The organism is Levilactobacillus namurensis, assembly GCF_032197885.1.
In the GTDB taxonomy this organism is placed as follows: Bacteria; Bacillota; Bacilli; order Lactobacillales; family Lactobacillaceae; genus Levilactobacillus; species Levilactobacillus namurensis_A.
Genome location: NZ_CP134159.1, coordinates 1,163,835 through 1,180,746, shown reverse-complemented (window position 1 = coordinate 1,180,746; position 16,912 = coordinate 1,163,835). Strand labels below are relative to the sequence as shown.

15 protein-coding genes and 1 other annotated feature are annotated in these 16,912 nt (G+C 50.8%); of the genes, 4 read left to right on the top strand and 11 right to left on the bottom strand.

The genetic code is table 11. From position 1 onward, the window contains the following. Window positions 1–35 precede the first annotated feature (35 nt). Window positions 36–2,702 (top strand): YfhO family protein, encoded by a 2,667-nt coding sequence (locus RIN67_RS05660; RefSeq protein ID WP_264999026.1) that lies wholly within the window; start codon window positions 36–38, stop codon window positions 2,700–2,702. A gap of 227 nt (window positions 2,703–2,929) precedes the next feature. On the opposite strand, the gene RIN67_RS05655 is transcribed toward RIN67_RS05660, so the two are convergent. The 9 genes from RIN67_RS05655 to RIN67_RS05615 form a co-directional block, all read right to left on the bottom strand. After that, window positions 2,930–3,232: a HesB/YadR/YfhF family protein gene (locus RIN67_RS05655; protein WP_264999027.1), complete on the bottom strand. Its 303-nt coding sequence runs from the start codon at window positions 3,230–3,232 to the stop codon at window positions 2,930–2,932. A 180-nt stretch (window positions 3,233–3,412) separates the two neighbouring features. Next, window positions 3,413–3,886 (bottom strand): transcription elongation factor GreA, encoded by a 474-nt coding sequence (gene greA / locus RIN67_RS05650; protein ID WP_264999028.1) that lies wholly within the window; start codon window positions 3,884–3,886, stop codon window positions 3,413–3,415. Window positions 3,887–3,982: 96 nt separating this feature from the next. After that, the gene (gene udk, locus RIN67_RS05645) at window positions 3,983–4,654 is read right to left on the bottom strand and encodes a uridine kinase (protein WP_024746503.1); all 672 of its coding nucleotides are present in this window, start codon (window positions 4,652–4,654) and stop codon (window positions 3,983–3,985) included. Window positions 4,655–4,670: 16 nt separating this feature from the next. Then, window positions 4,671–5,807 carry an endolytic transglycosylase MltG gene (mltG, locus tag RIN67_RS05640; RefSeq protein WP_107739810.1) on the bottom strand — a complete coding sequence of 379 codons (1,137 nt, stop codon included), beginning with the start codon at window positions 5,805–5,807 and terminating at the stop codon, window positions 4,671–4,673. A gap of 148 nt (window positions 5,808–5,955) precedes the next feature. Then, complete coding sequence (pheT, locus tag RIN67_RS05635) at window positions 5,956–8,364, bottom strand: phenylalanine--tRNA ligase subunit beta (RefSeq protein ID WP_264999029.1); 2,409 nt, start codon at window positions 8,362–8,364, stop codon at window positions 5,956–5,958. Between the two features lie 9 nt (window positions 8,365–8,373). Next, complete coding sequence (gene pheS / locus RIN67_RS05630) at window positions 8,374–9,420, bottom strand: phenylalanine--tRNA ligase subunit alpha (RefSeq protein ID WP_264999030.1); 1,047 nt, start codon at window positions 9,418–9,420, stop codon at window positions 8,374–8,376. A gap of 68 nt (window positions 9,421–9,488) precedes the next feature. Further along, window positions 9,489–9,717: a binding site (T-box leader), on the bottom strand. Between the two features lie 45 nt (window positions 9,718–9,762). Beyond that, complete coding sequence (locus RIN67_RS05625; protein WP_390894310.1) at window positions 9,763–10,137, bottom strand: winged helix-turn-helix transcriptional regulator; 375 nt, start codon at window positions 10,135–10,137, stop codon at window positions 9,763–9,765. A 36-nt stretch (window positions 10,138–10,173) separates the two neighbouring features. After that, window positions 10,174–10,671, bottom strand: a complete 498-nt coding sequence (locus tag RIN67_RS05620) for an HD domain-containing protein (RefSeq protein WP_024746508.1) — start codon at window positions 10,669–10,671, stop codon at window positions 10,174–10,176. A 180-nt stretch (window positions 10,672–10,851) separates the two neighbouring features. Further along, window positions 10,852–11,637, bottom strand: coding sequence for a TrmH family RNA methyltransferase (locus RIN67_RS05615; RefSeq protein ID WP_264999031.1), 786 nt, complete (start codon window positions 11,635–11,637; stop codon window positions 10,852–10,854). A gap of 99 nt (window positions 11,638–11,736) precedes the next feature. Here RIN67_RS05615 and RIN67_RS05610 point away from each other — a divergent pair, with 99 nt between their 5' ends. Continuing rightward, the gene (locus RIN67_RS05610) at window positions 11,737–12,006 is read left to right on the top strand and encodes an acylphosphatase (protein WP_264999032.1); all 270 of its coding nucleotides are present in this window, start codon (window positions 11,737–11,739) and stop codon (window positions 12,004–12,006) included. 105 nt (window positions 12,007–12,111) lie between these two features. Further along, complete coding sequence (gene yidC, locus RIN67_RS05605; protein ID WP_024746511.1) at window positions 12,112–13,023, top strand: membrane protein insertase YidC; 912 nt, start codon at window positions 12,112–12,114, stop codon at window positions 13,021–13,023. An 83-nt stretch (window positions 13,024–13,106) separates the two neighbouring features. Here yidC and RIN67_RS05600 read toward each other — a convergent pair whose 3' ends face one another. Together RIN67_RS05600 and RIN67_RS05595 are read right to left on the bottom strand one after the other, a co-directional pair. Continuing rightward, on the bottom strand, window positions 13,107–14,636 hold the full coding sequence (locus tag RIN67_RS05600; protein WP_313845026.1) for a HAMP domain-containing sensor histidine kinase: 1,530 nt from the start codon (window positions 14,634–14,636) through the stop codon (window positions 13,107–13,109). Window positions 14,637–14,740: 104 nt separating this feature from the next. Then, complete coding sequence (locus RIN67_RS05595; protein WP_024746513.1) at window positions 14,741–15,427, bottom strand: response regulator transcription factor; 687 nt, start codon at window positions 15,425–15,427, stop codon at window positions 14,741–14,743. A gap of 406 nt (window positions 15,428–15,833) precedes the next feature. Here RIN67_RS05595 and adhP point away from each other — a divergent pair, with 406 nt between their 5' ends. After that, a complete protein-coding gene (adhP, locus tag RIN67_RS05590; protein WP_264999033.1) occupies window positions 15,834–16,850 on the top strand; it encodes an alcohol dehydrogenase AdhP in 1,017 nt (338 codons plus the stop codon). Window positions 16,851–16,912: the final 62 nt, after the last annotated feature.

Here is a 16,912-nt window from a genome sequence, read left to right as displayed (position 1 = left end):
CTTTTATAATTTCTAAAGATTGAGGTGGCTTTCTTTTGCAAGCAAAGCAACGGCGTAAAACGCTGACGCAACGTCAATGGACGCTTCTCGGGGCATTCCTGACGCCTTTAATAATCATGACGGCGTATTTTGCCTACCGTCACATGGCTCCCTTCGGTACCAGTAGTTTACTGACCGTCGATTTAGGTCAGCAGTATATCGACTTTTTCGCCTACCTACGGCGCACAATTCTGCACGACCCCAGTGCCATCTTCTATTCCTTCAGTAACGGTCTAGGAGGCGAGATGGTCGGTAACTGGGCTTACTACCTCCTTAGTCCGCTGAATTGGTTGCTCTTCTTCTTTCCTGGAACGTCACTTTCCAGCGGTATTTTTCTGCTGACCGTTTTAAAATACGGCTTTGCGGGATTAAGCTTTGCCTGGCTTCTTCTGAAGCTCACCCCACAACGTGGTTTCGTGGCCATCACCTTATCGACAGCCTACGCCATGATGGGGTGGACCATCGCCAACCAGCTAAATATCATGTGGCTAGACGCGCTGTTCTTCTTACCGCTGATTTTCTACGGTCTCTACCGCCTAGTCGTGACCAACCACTGGCGCGCCTACTTAATCTGGCTGACACTGATGCTAATCGTCAATTACTACATGGCTTACATGATTTGCCTATTCATGATTTTAGCGTTCATTTGGATTGCCGTAACGCACTTTGCCTCCTGGCGAACGTTGGCCTTACAAGCTGGCCGTTTCGCCCTAGGCTCGTTGACTAGCGGGCTATTGGCCGCAGTGGTCCTACTCCCAACCTGGTGGTCCTTGACCCAGAGTAAGGCCCAATACACGGTGACGTCGTTCAAGTGGAAGTTTGAATTCTTCCCACCCAAGATGCTGGCCAAGTTCTTCATGGGCACGTTTAACTTCGACCAGATGCCGAGTGGAACGGCCAACCTCTTTGTCGGGGCAATCGCCGTTTTAGGAGCACTCTTTTTCTTGGTGGATCGTCGGCAAACCCTACGTAGTCGCCTCACCGCCGGAATCATCACGCTCTTTCTGGCAGCGTCATTGTGTGTACAACCCCTGGACCTGCTCTGGCACGCGGGCCAATTTCCCGTCTGGTACCCTTACCGGTTCTCCTTTATTGTCGGGTTCTGGCTGATCTGGTTAGCCGCCCAAACCTTGACGGCTGATTTTCAACCCGGTCCGATTGCGATTGCTCTGGTCACGGTGGTCGTTGCCGGCGGTTGCTTCTACGTGGGGGAAAACCTCAAGAAGTTTTCCTTCCTCCACAGTAACGCCTTCTGGTTAGGCGCACTCTTCGTGGTCTTAGCCTTACTGATCTACGCATTGCCGATTCGTAAACACTGGCTCTATCCCCTGATGTTATTCGTGGTCGGAGTCACTGAAGTCACCGCCAACGCCTTCTTATCCCTGAACAATATCAGCTACGTTTCCCAATCGGAGTATGCCAACTACACCAACGAATTGCAACGCTTGGTAGATAAGACCCAAGCCCACGATCAAGGCTTCTACCGGATGGGAAAGACCTTCCTGCGCACCAAAGGGGACGCCTTCCAGACCGGCTTTAACGGCGGCTCCGTCTTCTCTTCGGCACTGCCCAAAGCCACACCAACATTCATGGGACACATTGGGAGTCCTGATGGTGACGGGTTCGTGGAATACAGTAACGGAACCTTAGTCACGGACTCCTTGCTGAACATGAAGTACTACTTCCAACAAAAGCAATTATCGGGGGCGTTGGCTGGGTCCAACATGCTTCCCGCCAGTACCAATAAGGCCGACTTAGCGTCCTACCGTCCGGTTCGTCAGGACCACTGGGCAACGACTTACCAGAATCCTTACGCGTTACCGATTGGCTACGCGGCCAGTGATCAGATTCTAACGCTAAAGAACGGCACCGCCGACCCAGCACAATACCAAGCCAATTGGGTCGCGGCCCTGACTGGTAATGCTCAGGATAAACACCTGTATCAAGTGGAAAACTTCAACCAGGTCACGTTCCAAAACATCAACCAGCAGACTAAAATCACCGGCGCCATTCTGCAAAAGAAGAACCTGGTGAAGCCGGCCAGCATCACGTTGACCATCAAGCCTGCCACTAACGATGCTTACTACCTGACCTTCGGTTCAACGGTCAATCCCGACAATGCCACCTTCATTCTAAATGGTCAGCCACTAAATCAATACAAGACTTACCGCAATACTATTCTGGTAAGTGTCGCCGATCACGCGAAGGGCAAGACCCTCAAGTTGACCATTCAACTCAAGAAGAGCTCATTATGGCTCGAGAACTTCACACTTTACCGGCTGCAGACGGCACAATTCAAGCAAGCGACCACGCAGCTGCAGCAGCACCCTTGGCAACTGACTCAGCATAGTCAGCGGTCCTTTGACGGTACTGTGACCGCCACCACGGCTCACCAAGTGCTCAACACGTCGATTCCGTACGCTGCCGGGTGGCATGCCACGGTTAACGGTCACTCCGCTAAGGTTTACAAGACCTTAGGCATGTTCAACGCCGTCAAGTTACGCAAAGGGACCAACCATGTCAAGCTCAGTTATTGGCCGCCAATGCTGAACCTGGGGCTCTTGATCAGCACACTGACCTTGTTAGTGGTCAGCGTGGTCTGGTGGGGACAACATCGCCGTCACCGGCCACGTCCCGCTAACGACCATCACCGGCGCCGCTAATCTACCAGATCTAAGAAGGGGCCCTCCAGCCAACGCTGGGGGGCCCCTTTTCGACGTCTCATCAATAGCAATCTGATGAATTCAACATTTTATGAGGAAAAGTTTGGGGCATAGGAGCTCCCCCCATTGGGTAACTGCTATGCCTCTAAGCTTGGTATTTTTAACTGTGATGAAATACGTTTGAACGTTGCCGTGAAAACGGGTCTCACAAGTACTCTGATGCTGGTCTATAATTCGCCATTCTCGGTATAAACATAGGTTGGGCCATCGGTCTTAGGGTCGTATTCAATGGTCAAGTCGTACCCGACAAAGAACCATTCGTCCCCTTCCGTGATGTAGTAGGTGACGTCATCCTTGGTCATGGTCACAACCGGATCGCGTGGATGGTCGTCTGGCGTCATCCCCAATGAAAAGCCTTGGTGAACTGGCGTCTTCCCGTAAACTTTACCGAAGAAGCGGATCCCACGACCCGTCATCCCCATATCCTCGCGGAACCACTGACTTGCTCTATCCGTTACCGTAATTTTCATTTTACCAGAACTCCTCTTAACCAGACTATGAATCCGTTTTCAACTACCTTTATAACATGAACGCCCCGTTAATGGCAAGTAGAATCCCTAATTATATTGTTCACAATTAGATTGGGGGCCCACGCTACTAAAAAACCGGACCACCACTTAGTCGTCCGGTTAAATGATATTCTATTGACTTTAGTCGACTGCCAAAACCTTGACCGTCACATCGCCACCTGGCGTAGGGAACGTCACGTTCTCGCCGACCCGGTGTCCTAACAGCCCCTTAGCAATTGGGGAATCGTTAGAGATCTTTCCCGCCATCGGATCCGCTTCAGCCGCACCGACGATGGTGTATTCTTCGGGATCATCATCGCCTTCTTGGAAAGTGACCTTCTTCCCAACACTGATTTCGTCCTTATCGGTTCCCTCGTTATCAATGATCTGCGCGTATTGAATCATCCGTTCAACCGTGCTGATCCGGGTTTCCAACATACTTTGTTCGTCCTTAGCTGATTCGTATTCAGAATTTTCTGAAAGGTCACCGTAAGACCGCGCAATCTTGATGCGTTCAATTACCTTAGGCCGTTGAACCGTCTTCAAGTCTTCCAGTTCAGCCTGAAGCTTTTCCTTACCTTCTTCAGTCATTGGATACATTTTATCTTCTGCCACAATGGCCACCCCTTTTTCTCTATTATTTTTACTGAGTCGATACTCTCACGCCCCGTCCATAATACGGACTAGGCCGATACAGCTAACCCCATCATCTTAAATGGTCGTGTCGGGATTGTCAAAAACTTCTTTATTCCCATGCGCTTCTAAGATGGCCCGAATCTTCGTGACCAATAAGTCGATGGCCACTTGGTTCTCACCACCTTCTGGTACGATTATGTCGGCATAGCGCTTCGTTGGTTCCACAAATTGATGGTACATCGGCTTCACCGTCTTCAGGTACTGGCTGATGACGGATTCCAAAGAACGGTCCCGTTCATTCATATCCCGTTGAATCCGGCGGATAATCCGAATATCGTCATCCGTATCAACGAAGACCTTAATATCCATTAAGTCCCGTAACCGTTCATCATCCAGAATCAAAATTCCTTCCAAAATAATCACGTCGCGTGGTTCCTGGTGGATGGTCTCATCGCTTCGCGTAAACAAGTTGTAGTCATAGACCGGCTTTTCAATGGGTTCGTAGCGTAAAAGTTGCTTTAACTGATCAACCAGCAGATCCGTGTCAAACGTCAAAGGATGGTCGTAATTGACCGCTTTCCGTTGTTCCATGGTCATTTCTGCTTGATCCTTATAGTAGGAGTCCTGTTGTAAGATCATAATGGAATGACCCACTAATTGATTAAAAATCGCCCGACTAACGGTCGTCTTCCCACTTCCGGAACCCCCGGTAACTCCAATGATGATTGGTCGTTTCTTATCTGCCAACTTTTGTCGCCATCCTTTATTTATTGTCGCTAGCCAGTGAACTGGTCAACGCTTGGTGCTGATCATAGGTCTTTGAGAAGTAAACTTTGCCGGTCTTGGTGTTCGCAATAAAGTAATAGTAGTCCTTATTCCGCGCACTCGGGTGCAGCACCGCCTTGATCGACGAGACACTCGGACTATCGAACGGTCCGGGACCGAAACCGGTATGAACGTAAAGGTTATATGGTGATTTTACCTTGAGGTCCTTATAAGTCAATGACTTTTTAGTGGTCTTCAACGCATACTGAACCGCAATATCCGATTGTAAGGCCATGTTCGCATCAATTCGGTTCAAAAAGACCCCGGCAATCTTGTCCCGGTCTTTCTGTGTGACCCCTTCGCGTTCAACCAGGGAAGCTAACGTCAACGTCTCTTGAACCGTTAACTTCTGCTTCTTGATGGTCCGGTAATGACTCTGTAGGTTCTGGTCCATCTTGGCCACCATCTCGGTAATCAACTGCTTCAAGGTCATCTTTTTCCCTGCCTGATACGTGGCTGGAGCCAAGTAGCCCTCTAAGCGATACCGAACATTCTTAGCCTGCTTCGCCGAACTTAACAAACGAGGATACTTCGCCGCTAATTGGTTGAAGAAGCTTGGACTCTTCATCAAGCTCAGGAATTCTTTTTTGGTAAAGTCCGTTTGAATCGGGATCTCCGCGGCTAATTGATCAACCGTTTCGCCTTCTCGAACCAGCACCTTACCAGCCGTACTCTGGATAGGTTCTGCCGAACCACCCATTTGCAGTCGCTTGGCGATCGTGTTCAGGGTCATCGATGGCTTCAACTGATAGTAGCCCGCCCGAAAGTTCGTGAACTTATGGGACTTTACATAGTAGTTAAAGACCATCCCACTCTTGACCACTTTTTTATCCTGCAGAATCTGCCCGATTTTATTTGACGTCGCGCCCATCGGCACGTTCACCTGAACCACATTATCGTTACTGGCATCCAGTGGCTTCAGCGCCGACTGAAAGTAATGATACCCAATAATGCCGATTGCTACCGCCAGGATGACCAATAAGCTGGCCACCCCAATCATGATTCGCCGTCCGAAAGAGGTTCGCTTGGGCCCTCGAACCTGTCGTGACGGCGTGGGATCTGTGCCATTATCCAACTTGTTTCCTCCGTTCTATGCCATAATCCCCTATATTATACAGAACTTCAGGGGCTACGAAAACCAGCAAGTACCACTTTGATAAAAATGTAATGTTTACCTTCAACAAAAAGCGCGAACGACTTGGTCGTCCACGCTCCGTACTTGTCTAGCGAATCTCTGCTCCCAGTTCATCTTCCAAGCGCTTCGTAACCTTCGCAAAGGCCTGGTTAACGGCATCATCCACTAAAGTGGCGTGCTTGTCTTGGTAGGTCAGCGTGTAAGCCAAGGACTTCTTGCCCTTAGGCACCTTAACCCCAGCATAAACGTCAAACAGTTTGACGGACTGCAAGTAAGCGCCGCCCCGCTTCTCAATCAAGTTGACGATTTGTTCGTTGGTCACCTCATCGTCTACCAGCATGGCAATATCACGCGTAATCGCAGGGTACCGCGAAATCACGTCGTATTGGTCCTCCTGCTTAGGCATCTCAATAATCGCTTGCAGGTTCAATTCAAAGACGTAGGTCGTCCCGATCTTGAACTGCTTAGCAATCGTGGGGTGAATCTCACCCAAGTACCCAATGCGGTGTCCGTGAACCAAGATATCCGCGGTCCGTCCAGGGTGCATCTCTGGCATCTCCTGGTTCGGAACATACGTGACCTCGCCATTGACCGCCATATCTTGCAGGTAAGCTGCCACGATTCCCTTGACTTGATAGAAATCAACCGCTTGGGCAGGTTGGTTCCAAGCCTGCGGCATCAACGTCCCCGTAATGGCACCAGCAATGTGTTCTTCTTCGCTTGGCCGGTCAGTGCCGTCCTCGCGATAGAAGACCCGTCCTTGTTCGTACAACGCAACATCCTTGACCTTCCGGGCAGCGTTGTAGGCCAGATCGTCCAACAAGCCCGTAATCAGGTTCATCCGCAAGACCGCGTGATCCACGCTCATTGGCCAAGATAATTTAGTTGGAGCACTCGCGCGCATCATAAACATCTTAGCTTTGTCTTCCGTAGTCAACGCGTACGAGATGGCTTGGTTCAAGCCCAAGGCCTCTAAGGAGTGCCGGGTCGCCCGCATCAACCGCTGAGCTGGCGTCAAGCGTCCCTGCGTCATCCGTCCCGTCGGCAAGGTCACTGGAATGTTGTCGTAACCGTAGATTCGCGCAATTTCTTCCAGCAGGTCGGCCGGAATATGAATATCGTTGCGCCGAATTGGCACCGTGACGGTCATTTGATCCCCGTCAACAGCCACCGTAAAGCCTAATGATTCCAGAATATGCGTGACCTGTGCCTGCTTGAGGTCCGTCCCCAAGATGGCATTCACATGCGTCAGCGTCAGTGGAATCACTGCTGGGTCCGGTTGTTGGTTACTGCCCACGGCCGTCCCCGTTTGAACCGTCCCACTCGCTAATTCGTCCATCAGCTGAGCGGCAGCGTCTAAGGCATCTTGCACACCCGCCTGGTTGATGCCGCGTTCAAACCGCTGTGACGCGTCTGTGTGTAAGTGGTGCCGTTGCGCTGCCTTACGGATGTGGTCGTGTTCGAAGACCGCCGCTTCAATGGCCACCGTGTGCGTCTGGTCAGTGATGGCGGTCGACAGACCACCCATCACGCCAGCTAACGCAATGGGCGCTTGACCATCAGCAATCACGATGTCCTTAGGATCTAAATCGTGATCATTTTCGTCTAAGGTCGTCAACTGTTCCCCAGCATTGGCTGTCCGAACATAGACGTCCTGTCCCGCAAACTTACCGTAGTCAAAGGCGTGTAGGGGTTGACCATACTTCAACATGATGTAGTTTGTCACATCGACCACGTTATTGATTGGCCGAATACCCGCGTTCCATAACCGAATCTGCAACCACATCGGGCTAGGGGCGATCTTCAGATCACAGACTAACCGCATCCGGTATTGAGGCGCTAACGCCGCATCCACGTGTAAGGTCAGTTGGTCAGCAATGGCCTCACCAGCCTCCTTAACGGCTGGTTGGTCCAGCTTTACGGGTTGATCATAAATTGCGGCTAAGTCGCGTAACGTCCCGTTCAAGCTCAACATGTCTCCCCGGTTAGGCGTCACATCCAAGTCGATCAGACTGTCGTCCATCCCTAAGAGTCCGAAAACGGGTTCGCCTGGTTGTGCATCGGCTGGTAACACATAGATACCATCAGCGTACTCCTTAGGCACAACATCCTCACTGAATCCAATTTCTTGTAAGGAGCAGATCATGCCATCGGATTCCACGCCCCGCATCTTGGAGCGCTTGATCTTCACGTTGTTGGCAATCCGTGACCCCGGTAACGCAACGATCACGTTCTGACCTGCTGCGATGTTGGGAGCCCCACACACGATTTGTGAAGGTTGGTCATCCCCTACATCGACTTCACAGATGTGGAGATGGTCAGAATCTGGGTGGGCAACCAGTGAGTTCACGTGCCCTACCACGATCTTCTTTAACCCGTCGGCGGGCCGAACCACACTGTCCACTTCAACCGACGTCCGTTCGATTTTTTCCGCCAAATCCGTTGCGGAAACATCTAAATCCAAGTATTCTTTAATCCAATTGTAAGAAATATTCATCGTTGGCGGCTATCCTTTCTTGGTAAATTGCGTCAGGAAACGAACATCATTCAAGTAGAAGTTCCGAATATCGTCGACGCCGTACTTCAGCATGGCAAACCGGTCGGGACCAACCCCGAACGCGAATCCGCCGTAAACGTCGGGATTCACGCCCGCCATCTTCAAGACGTTCGGGTGGACCATGCCGGCACCTAACACTTCGATCCAGCCCGTGTTCTTGCAGACCTTGCAGCCCTTACCACCACAGTTGAAACAAGTAATATCCGCTTCAACTGATGGTTCCGTAAACGGGAAGTAACTTGGCCGTAACCGAACATCGAACTTATCTCCGAACAACTCATGCGCTAAGACCTGTAACGTCCCCTTGAGGTCCGCCATGGTCACGTGCTTGTCGATCACTAACCCTTCCACTTGGTGGAACTGGTGGGAGTGCGTTGGGTCGTCGGTGTCGCGCCGATAAACCACACCAGGGGAGATCATCTTCAATGGGCCCTGACTAAAGTCGTGCTTCTCCAGCGTCCGGGCTTGCATCGGTGACGTCTGCGTCCGCATCAAGATTTCCTTTGTAATGTAGAACGTATCTTGCATATCCCGAGCGGGGTGGTTCTTAGGCAAGTTCATCATTTCGAAGTTGTACTTATCTTCTTCGACTTCTGGCCCACTTAAGACTTGGTACCCCATCCCTAAGAAGAGGTCTTCGATCTGGTCGATAATCTGTTGGATCACATGGGGTTCACCCTTAGCGACCGGCGTCCCTGGTAAGGTCACATCAATGGTTTCCTTAGCCAAGCGTGCGTTTAAAACAGCTGCTTCCAGGTCTTCGCGGCGTTTAGCCAACGCAGCGGTCAGGTTGTCCCGCACTTCGTTCGCAAACGCACCAACCTTAGGCCGTTCTTCGGCTTCGAGATCCCGCATCCCCCGTAAAACTTCGGTAATGGGACCCTTCTTACCCAACAGGTTGACCCGAATCTGGTTGACATCCTTCAAGTCTTGGGACTTTTGGATTTCGGCTAACCCTTTTTGTTGTAGTTCCGTTAATCGCTCTTTTAACGACATCCGTGTTTTCCTCCATTTCTACTCAACCACCTGGTGATGCCCACAAAAAAAGCTCCGTTCCTCTTAAAAAGAGGGACGAAGCTTCGCGGTACCACCCTGATTCAGGGCACTAGTCATCCTAATGCCCCACACTCAGTCGTGATAACGGTCACTCACCGGAGCACCATTCATCGTTTCCGAATCCCGGTGTCAACTCAAGAAGTGAATTCACCCGAATGAATTTGAAGCAGGGTTTCAGTCATGCCCCGCTCTTCCTGCCAAATTCTCCTGGCTACTAATTTCTATCATCGTCTTTAACTAAATCACTCTTATCAGCCTACCGAACTTTCCGGTAGCTGTCAACTACTTCTCAGCAGCTTCGACCGGACAAGACCACTTGTCAGACCACGCATGAATCGCGGTCATCACGTTGCGGAATTCCCGACCTTTAGTGGTCAGATCATACTCGATCAACGCCTTGTCAGGATACGTCCGGCGTACGATCACGCCGTTTTGTTCCAGTTCCTTCAAGCGTTCGACCAGTACCCGATCACTGCACCGGGAGACCTTGTGGGCCAAGTCCCGGAACCGTTGCGGACCATCTTCTAGCAGAACATCAATAATCAAGCCGTTCCACTTCTTACCTAAAAAGGTAAACGTCTGTTCCAAACGAGGACAGAGCGTAAAATCAGTTTCTGCTGATTTTGATGTTTCCTCTTTCGTAGGCATCATTTGCATATCGTTTACCTCCCTTCAACACGTACCTAACCCACTTTAAGCGTTAGGCGTTAACTTATCAAGTAACAGTTGCATATGCTTACGGGCTGGGCCCGTGAACTCGTGGACGGCTTCGTAGTCATCAACTAGCGAAACAATCATACTTTCGCGATACCGCGGCATCGCTAACGTGGCGCCCCACATATGCTTCAAAATAATATCCTTTTCCATTGGCGTCAAATCCGTCAACTTTTCGGCGTTCCGTAAAGCGACCCGCGGATGGATAAACGCGTGCGACCCTAAATCGAACTTGGTCGTCCGCCAGTCATAATAAAACAAATCATGAAGCAACCCACCCCGCGCGGTGGCCCGTGCATTTAAATGCAACTTCTTTGCAATCAAGTAACTGTTATACGAAACCGAGATGGAATGATCCAGTCGATTAGAGTGATGATGCTGGGTGTAATTCGCCAGACGTTGTACCGGCTCTTGCGCCAACAAATCAGAAACGATCGCAAGGTATTCGGGATCATCACGCCAAGATAATTTGGTCATAGAATGCTTCCTTTTCAATTAGAATTATGCTGTGATACTACCAATAGTTACCCTGTATTTTACTTACTTTTCCTCAAAATGCAATCATTATGGCCGATTTGACCGTAAATTAGTACTTTTTTAACGAAAACTGCTTGACGATCACCGTTCCTTTGCCAACTCGGCTCTCGGTCACTGGCCTCAGCCAAACAAACGAAACATCACAATTCCCGCCGCTACCGCCACGTTTAGCGACTCAGCCCGGCCCTTGATGGGAATGTACAGGTTCCGCGTCGTGAGTTGTTGCAGATCGGGAGCCATTCCATTCCCTTCGTTCCCCATGACAATGGCGCCCGTCGTGACCGGGTCAACGTTCCGGTAATCTTGCGCCTGCGGGTCCAGGTTGGTCCCATAGACCGGTAAATGCCGCGCCGTGAAGGCCTGAATCCACTGGTGCAGATCCGCTTCCACCACTTCAACGTGAAATTGGCTTCCCTGCATCGCCCGTAGGACTTTGGGCAGGTACAGACTCGCACTCCCTAGTCCCAAGACCACGCCCCGTAAGCCAGCAGCGTCGGCCGTCCGGACCATGGTCCCAATGTTCCCGGGATCTTGCACCTGGTCTAAGAACAGCCAGCCTCCTTCAACCGTCTGAGGATCTAAGACGTCCTTAGCCGGTAGCGGGACCGTCGCAAAAATTCCCTGTGGCGTGTTGGCATCCCCAATCGTCTTCGCGATACTCTCGGTCAATTCAAAGCGATCGACGTCGGTCGGCAACTCAGCCGCATGAGCCGTTAACTGTTCCGCCGTTCCCATGATGGCCCGTAGCGACTGGTGCGCCAAGATGGCCTCGTGGACCAGATGCCATCCTTCCAATAGGTAGGTTTGCGTTGCTTGACGTCCTTTTTTGGTAGTCAGCGCCCGCCACTGCTTAACCCGTTTATTTTGACTCGATGTGATTTTTTCTTGCAAGAGTAACGCTCCCATTCACTGGTTTTATTCTTAATTTTACCATATATTCGTGTCCGCCGGGAATTCATGCGGTATCATATCATAGAGAGCTACCTTAAAAGGAGGGAGATTACCTTGTTAACTCGTCGCTTTCTGGCAAGCGGTCGCGTTCAGGGCGTCGGCTTTCGCTGGGCCACCGTCCAGTTAGCCCGCGACCTACACCTGACGGGGACCGTGCAAAACTTAGAGACCGGCCAAGTTGCCATCGTGGCCAGCGGTTCAGCTGAGGTTCTGGACTTGTTCGCTCACCGACTCTACCACGTCAACGCTTGGGCTCAGGTCACAGACTTGGTTCAGACTGAACTTCCGGCCCAACACTTTGCCGACTTTCAAATAATCATTTGAAAAAGCCACCTAAATCAAGTAAGATATTGAATGTTCACGGCGATTTCGCCGCATGGGAACGGCAACGTTTCTATTGTTAAATTTATAAAGGGGTTTCTGAAATCAATGAAATTTTCCAAGAGATTTTCGGCCACTGCCGCCCTCGCGAGCTTAGCCTTACTGCTGAGCGGGTGTGTGCAGACCAAGAACGGGAAACCGTATGGCTTCGTCTATGATTACCTCGCCGTTCCCGGACAACACGTCATGGATTGGTTAGCCAACATCTTCGGGAACAGCTACGGCTGGGCCATCATCATCTTAACGGTGATCGTCCGGATGGTCCTGCTTCCCGTCATGGTCAAGCAGATGCGGGGGGCCACGGTCCAACAAGAAAAGATGTCCATGGTTCGGCCTCAAATGCAGGAGATTCAAAAACGGCAAAAGGCTGCGAAGACTAAGGAAGAGCAAGCCGCTATCAGTCAAGAAATGATGGCCCTCTACCGGAACAACGGGATCAGCATGACCGGGGGGATCGGGTGTTTACCATTATTGATTCAAATGCCGATCTTTGCCGCGTTATACGCCGCTATCCGGTACTCACCTGAGCTTTCCAAAGCCGTCTTCATGAACATCCCCTTAGGGAAAGCCAGTTGGCTGCTAGCCCTGCTCTCCTTCCTGTCCTACTTACTCCAGGGGTACTTATCCATGCTGGGGATGCCGGAAGATCAGAAGAAGCAGATGCGCTACACCATGCTGATGAGCCCCGTTATGATTCTCTTCTTCACGATGAGTTCACCTGCCGGACTTGGCCTGTACTTCTTCGTGGGTGGGTTGTTCGCCTGCTTGCAAACGTTGATCATCAACTTCTACCGGCCTCGAATTCGGCGGCAGATCAAAGAAGAAATGGAAAAAATGCCTAAACCTGCACCGGTTGCACCCGTCAAACCCGTTGCACCTAAACAGGTCAAAGCTCAACAAAAACAGATTCACCATAACAACCGCAACCGGAATGCCGGCAAGCAACAACACCGGCGGTAATCACTAGAGTCATCTAAAAGGCGCTCACCAATCAACTTGGTGAGCGCCTTTTATTCGGGCCTAATGCATCATAGACCTGTGTTTTAATGGTCGTCCGGTGTCTCCGACTTAGTGGCCGGATCCTCGCCGGAGTCGTCCTCCAAGAGCTGAGACTTCAGCAAGCCAGGAATGTCCGTATTTGCTGCTTGGGCCTGCTGCTTCTTTTTGATCAAGCGGTCTGCCGCTTCCTTAGACAGAATCGGCAACGAGATTCGAAAGACGGACCCGTGGCCGACGGCACTCTCAATGGTAATGGAACCGTGATATCCCTCAATCAACCGTTTGGCAATTGCGAGACCCAGTCCATTCCCCCCTTTAGTCCGCGAACGCGCCTTATCGACCCGATAGAACCGGTTAAAGACCCGGTCACGATTGGCCTGCGAGATGCCTTCCCCGAAGTCCTGGACCGCAATCTCCACGTTCCGTGAATCTTGCTCGTAGGTCAGGTGGACCTCCTTACGCGTGGTCGAGTACTTCACGGCGTTATCTAGCAGGATAATCAAGATCTGCTCCAGGTGGTTCCGGTAGATCTGGGCTTGAATCGACTGATGAACGTCGTCGTCCAGAATAAAGACGTAGTCGGGATGAATCATCTTGAAGTTGTCGTAGACCTGCGTGACCACTTCACTCACATCGGTCACGTCATTGGTAAACGTCACTTCAATCTGCTCCGCCCGTTGTAGGTCCAACATCTCTTGGACCAAGCTCTTCATTCGCTTGGTCTCTTGTAAGGAAGCCTTAATGGACTCATCAAGGACCTCGGGATCATCCTTCCCCCACCGGTCCAGCATCTCCATGTGGCCCTGAATAATGGCCACCGGCGTTCGCAACTCGTGAGAAACATCTTCCACGAACTGCTGCTGTTGGTCGATGTACCGTTGGGTGGTATCAATCATATCGTTCAGCAGTGCCGTCAAATCACCCAGTTCATCGTTACGCTTAGACACCGGCACCCGTTCATCCGTTTGGGGATCATCCCGCACGGCGTGAATCGTATCCCGAATGGCATCCATGGGCCGTAGTAAGAACGACGCCAAGATGTAGCTGAGAATTGCTGCCGCCAATGCGGCCATCAAGCCCAAAACAATGACGACCTGCAGTAGCCGCGTTTGGGTTTCGTGATAATCCTGGAGGTTATCGTCGACCTGCACGTACCCAATAATCTGGTCGTTTTGTTTCGAGCGAATCGGCGTCCGACCAATCAGCCCGGACCCCTGCTTGGTCTGCTGGGTCCGAATCTGTTGCTTATTCACCGGCTTAAACGTCGCGACGTTCGCACCCCGACTAGTGAAGAGCAAGGCTCCGGCCGGGTCATACACCGCCACGGTCTGGCTATCCCGCGCTAAGCTGGTCACGATAGCACTATTGTACGGCGTGGTCTTCTTTCCCAGAATCGCCGCTACTCGGGGGCGCAATAGGTTATCGACCGTTTGGCCCGTCAGTTCTTGTTTCTGAGTGTTCAGCTTTTCCACCACAACATTCATGGTATCACCGACATGGGTCCGCTCCTGCTGGAGTAGGACTGTCATGAAACTGTTAAAAATCAGAAGCGCAATCACGGTAAAAATGACCAAGACTGCGCCAGCTGTTGATAAAGCCCACTTCCACTTTAACGAAAAGCGAAACGACTTTTTCTTAGCCTCAGCGGGTTCTTCCGCGAGACTAGACTCGGGAGTTCTCACGACCGCATCACGTACCCCGTGCCACGAACGGTCTGAATGTAGCTCTTCTGACCAGGCACATCAATTTTGTTCCGTAAGTACCGGACGTACACATCGACCACGTTGGTCTCAACTTCGGATTCGTATCCCCAGACCTTGGTCAGTAACACGTCTCTGGCCAGGACCACGTTCACGTTCTCCATCAATGCCAAGAGCAGTTCGTACTCCCGCTTGGTGAGGTTGATGACCTCATCACCGCGCCGAACGATTCGGTTTTCCTTCTCGATCGTCAGATCTTTGAACTTCACCGTCGTTTGCTTGGTGTTCTTCTGTTCACCTTCCAAATGAATCCGGCGTAACAGGGCCCGTACCCGGGCTAGCAGTTCTTCAATGGCAAACGGCTTAACAATGTAATCGTCGGCACCATGGTCTAACCCGGAGACCCGGTCGATCACCGAGTCACGGGCCGTCATCATAATGATCGGCGTACTCTTCACTTCCCGCACACGCCGGGCGACTTCGATCCCGTTCAACTCAGGCAACATCAAATCCAGTAAAATCACATCGAAGTCCTGTGATAACGCGGCATCAAGCCCCGTTCGACCATTAAACTGAACGTTCGTTTCGTATCCTTCGTGCTTCAATTCCAATTCAACAAAGCGCGCCAGGTTTTTTTCGTCTTCAATAATTAAAATTCGACTCATTACTCTTTAACTCCTCTAGGGCGATTTAGCTGTGCTCAGCATACACCAGTCGTGGTGTTTCAAGAGCAACCGTGGTTCATTCCAATATTTAATTTTATCATATTTACTCCCAATTGTGCGCCTTTTCCCTTCGCCGCAACAGGGATTAATTGGCAGAACCATAAAAAGTGCGTCAAGGCCTGTAAACAACCGGTTGCATTCTTTCGGCTTGTGCTTAATGAAAAATTAATTCGTGGTTACTTTCACATTAGAAAGGTAGTTGAATAACCATTCTAAAGCCATATTGTCCCCAATCAGTTTCGACAAAAAATTTTAAAATTTTATTTTTGTGTATGATTTCACTTGCACTTGTGAATTTTTTAAGTATACTAAGCGGTGTAGATAAAAAAGAAAAGGGGTTCTTTTCATGAAAGCTGCTGTTATTCGCGATTCTGTAGATGGTTATGTTGATATCAAGGACGTTACGCTCCGTCCCATCACTCACGGTGAAGCCTTAGTTAAGATGGAATATTGTGGCCTGTGCCACACCGACTTACACGTCGCTGCCGGTGACTTTGGTAAGCAACCAGGTCGGATCATTGGCCATGAAGGTGTCGGTAGAGTGATTCAAGTTGCCGACAATGTTAAAAACTTAAAGATTGGTGACCGGGTCTCCATTGCTTGGTTCTACAAGGGCTGTGGCCACTGTGAATATTGCTTGACCGGTCGGGAAACCCTTTGCCGGAATGTTCTGAACTCCGGGTTCACCGTCGATGGTGCCATGGCTGAAGAATGTATCGTGGATGCCAACTACGCCGTTAAGGTCCCTGAAGGTTTGGACCCTGTCGAAGCCACTTCCTTAACTTGTGCTGGTGTGACGATGTACAAGGCTTTGAAGGTCGGCGAGACCAAGCCTGGTCAATGGGTCGAAGTTGTCGGTGCTGGTGGTTTAGGTAACTTGGCCATCCAATACGCCCACAACGTCTTCGGGGCACACGTTGTTGCCGTTGATGGGAACCCAGACAAGCTGGAAGCTGCTAAGGAAAACGGTGCGGAAGTGCTGATCAACCGGCACGACGGTGACGTTGCTGAACAGATTCAAAAGAAGGTCGGCGGGGTCAACACCGCCCAAGTAACCGCCGTTAACGCGGACGCCTTCACGCAATCCGTTAACGCCCTGCGTCCTGATGGGAAGCTAGTTGCCGTGGCCTTACCACAAGGTGACATGAAGCTGAACATCGCCAAGACGGTTCTGGACGGGATCTCCGTTCGTGGTTCCTTAGTTGGGACCCGTCAAGACTTAGCCGAAACCTTCCAATTCGGTGCTGAAGGTAAGGTTCACCCAATCGTTAAGACCCGTCGTCTGGACGAAGTTAACGATATCATTGACGAAATGAAGAACAACCAAATCGTTGGTCGGATGGTCGTCGACTTTACCAAGTAACCTTAAACGATAACGTACTAAACGGCAGTGGCCGTCCCCTTCAGGACGTCACTGCCGTTTTT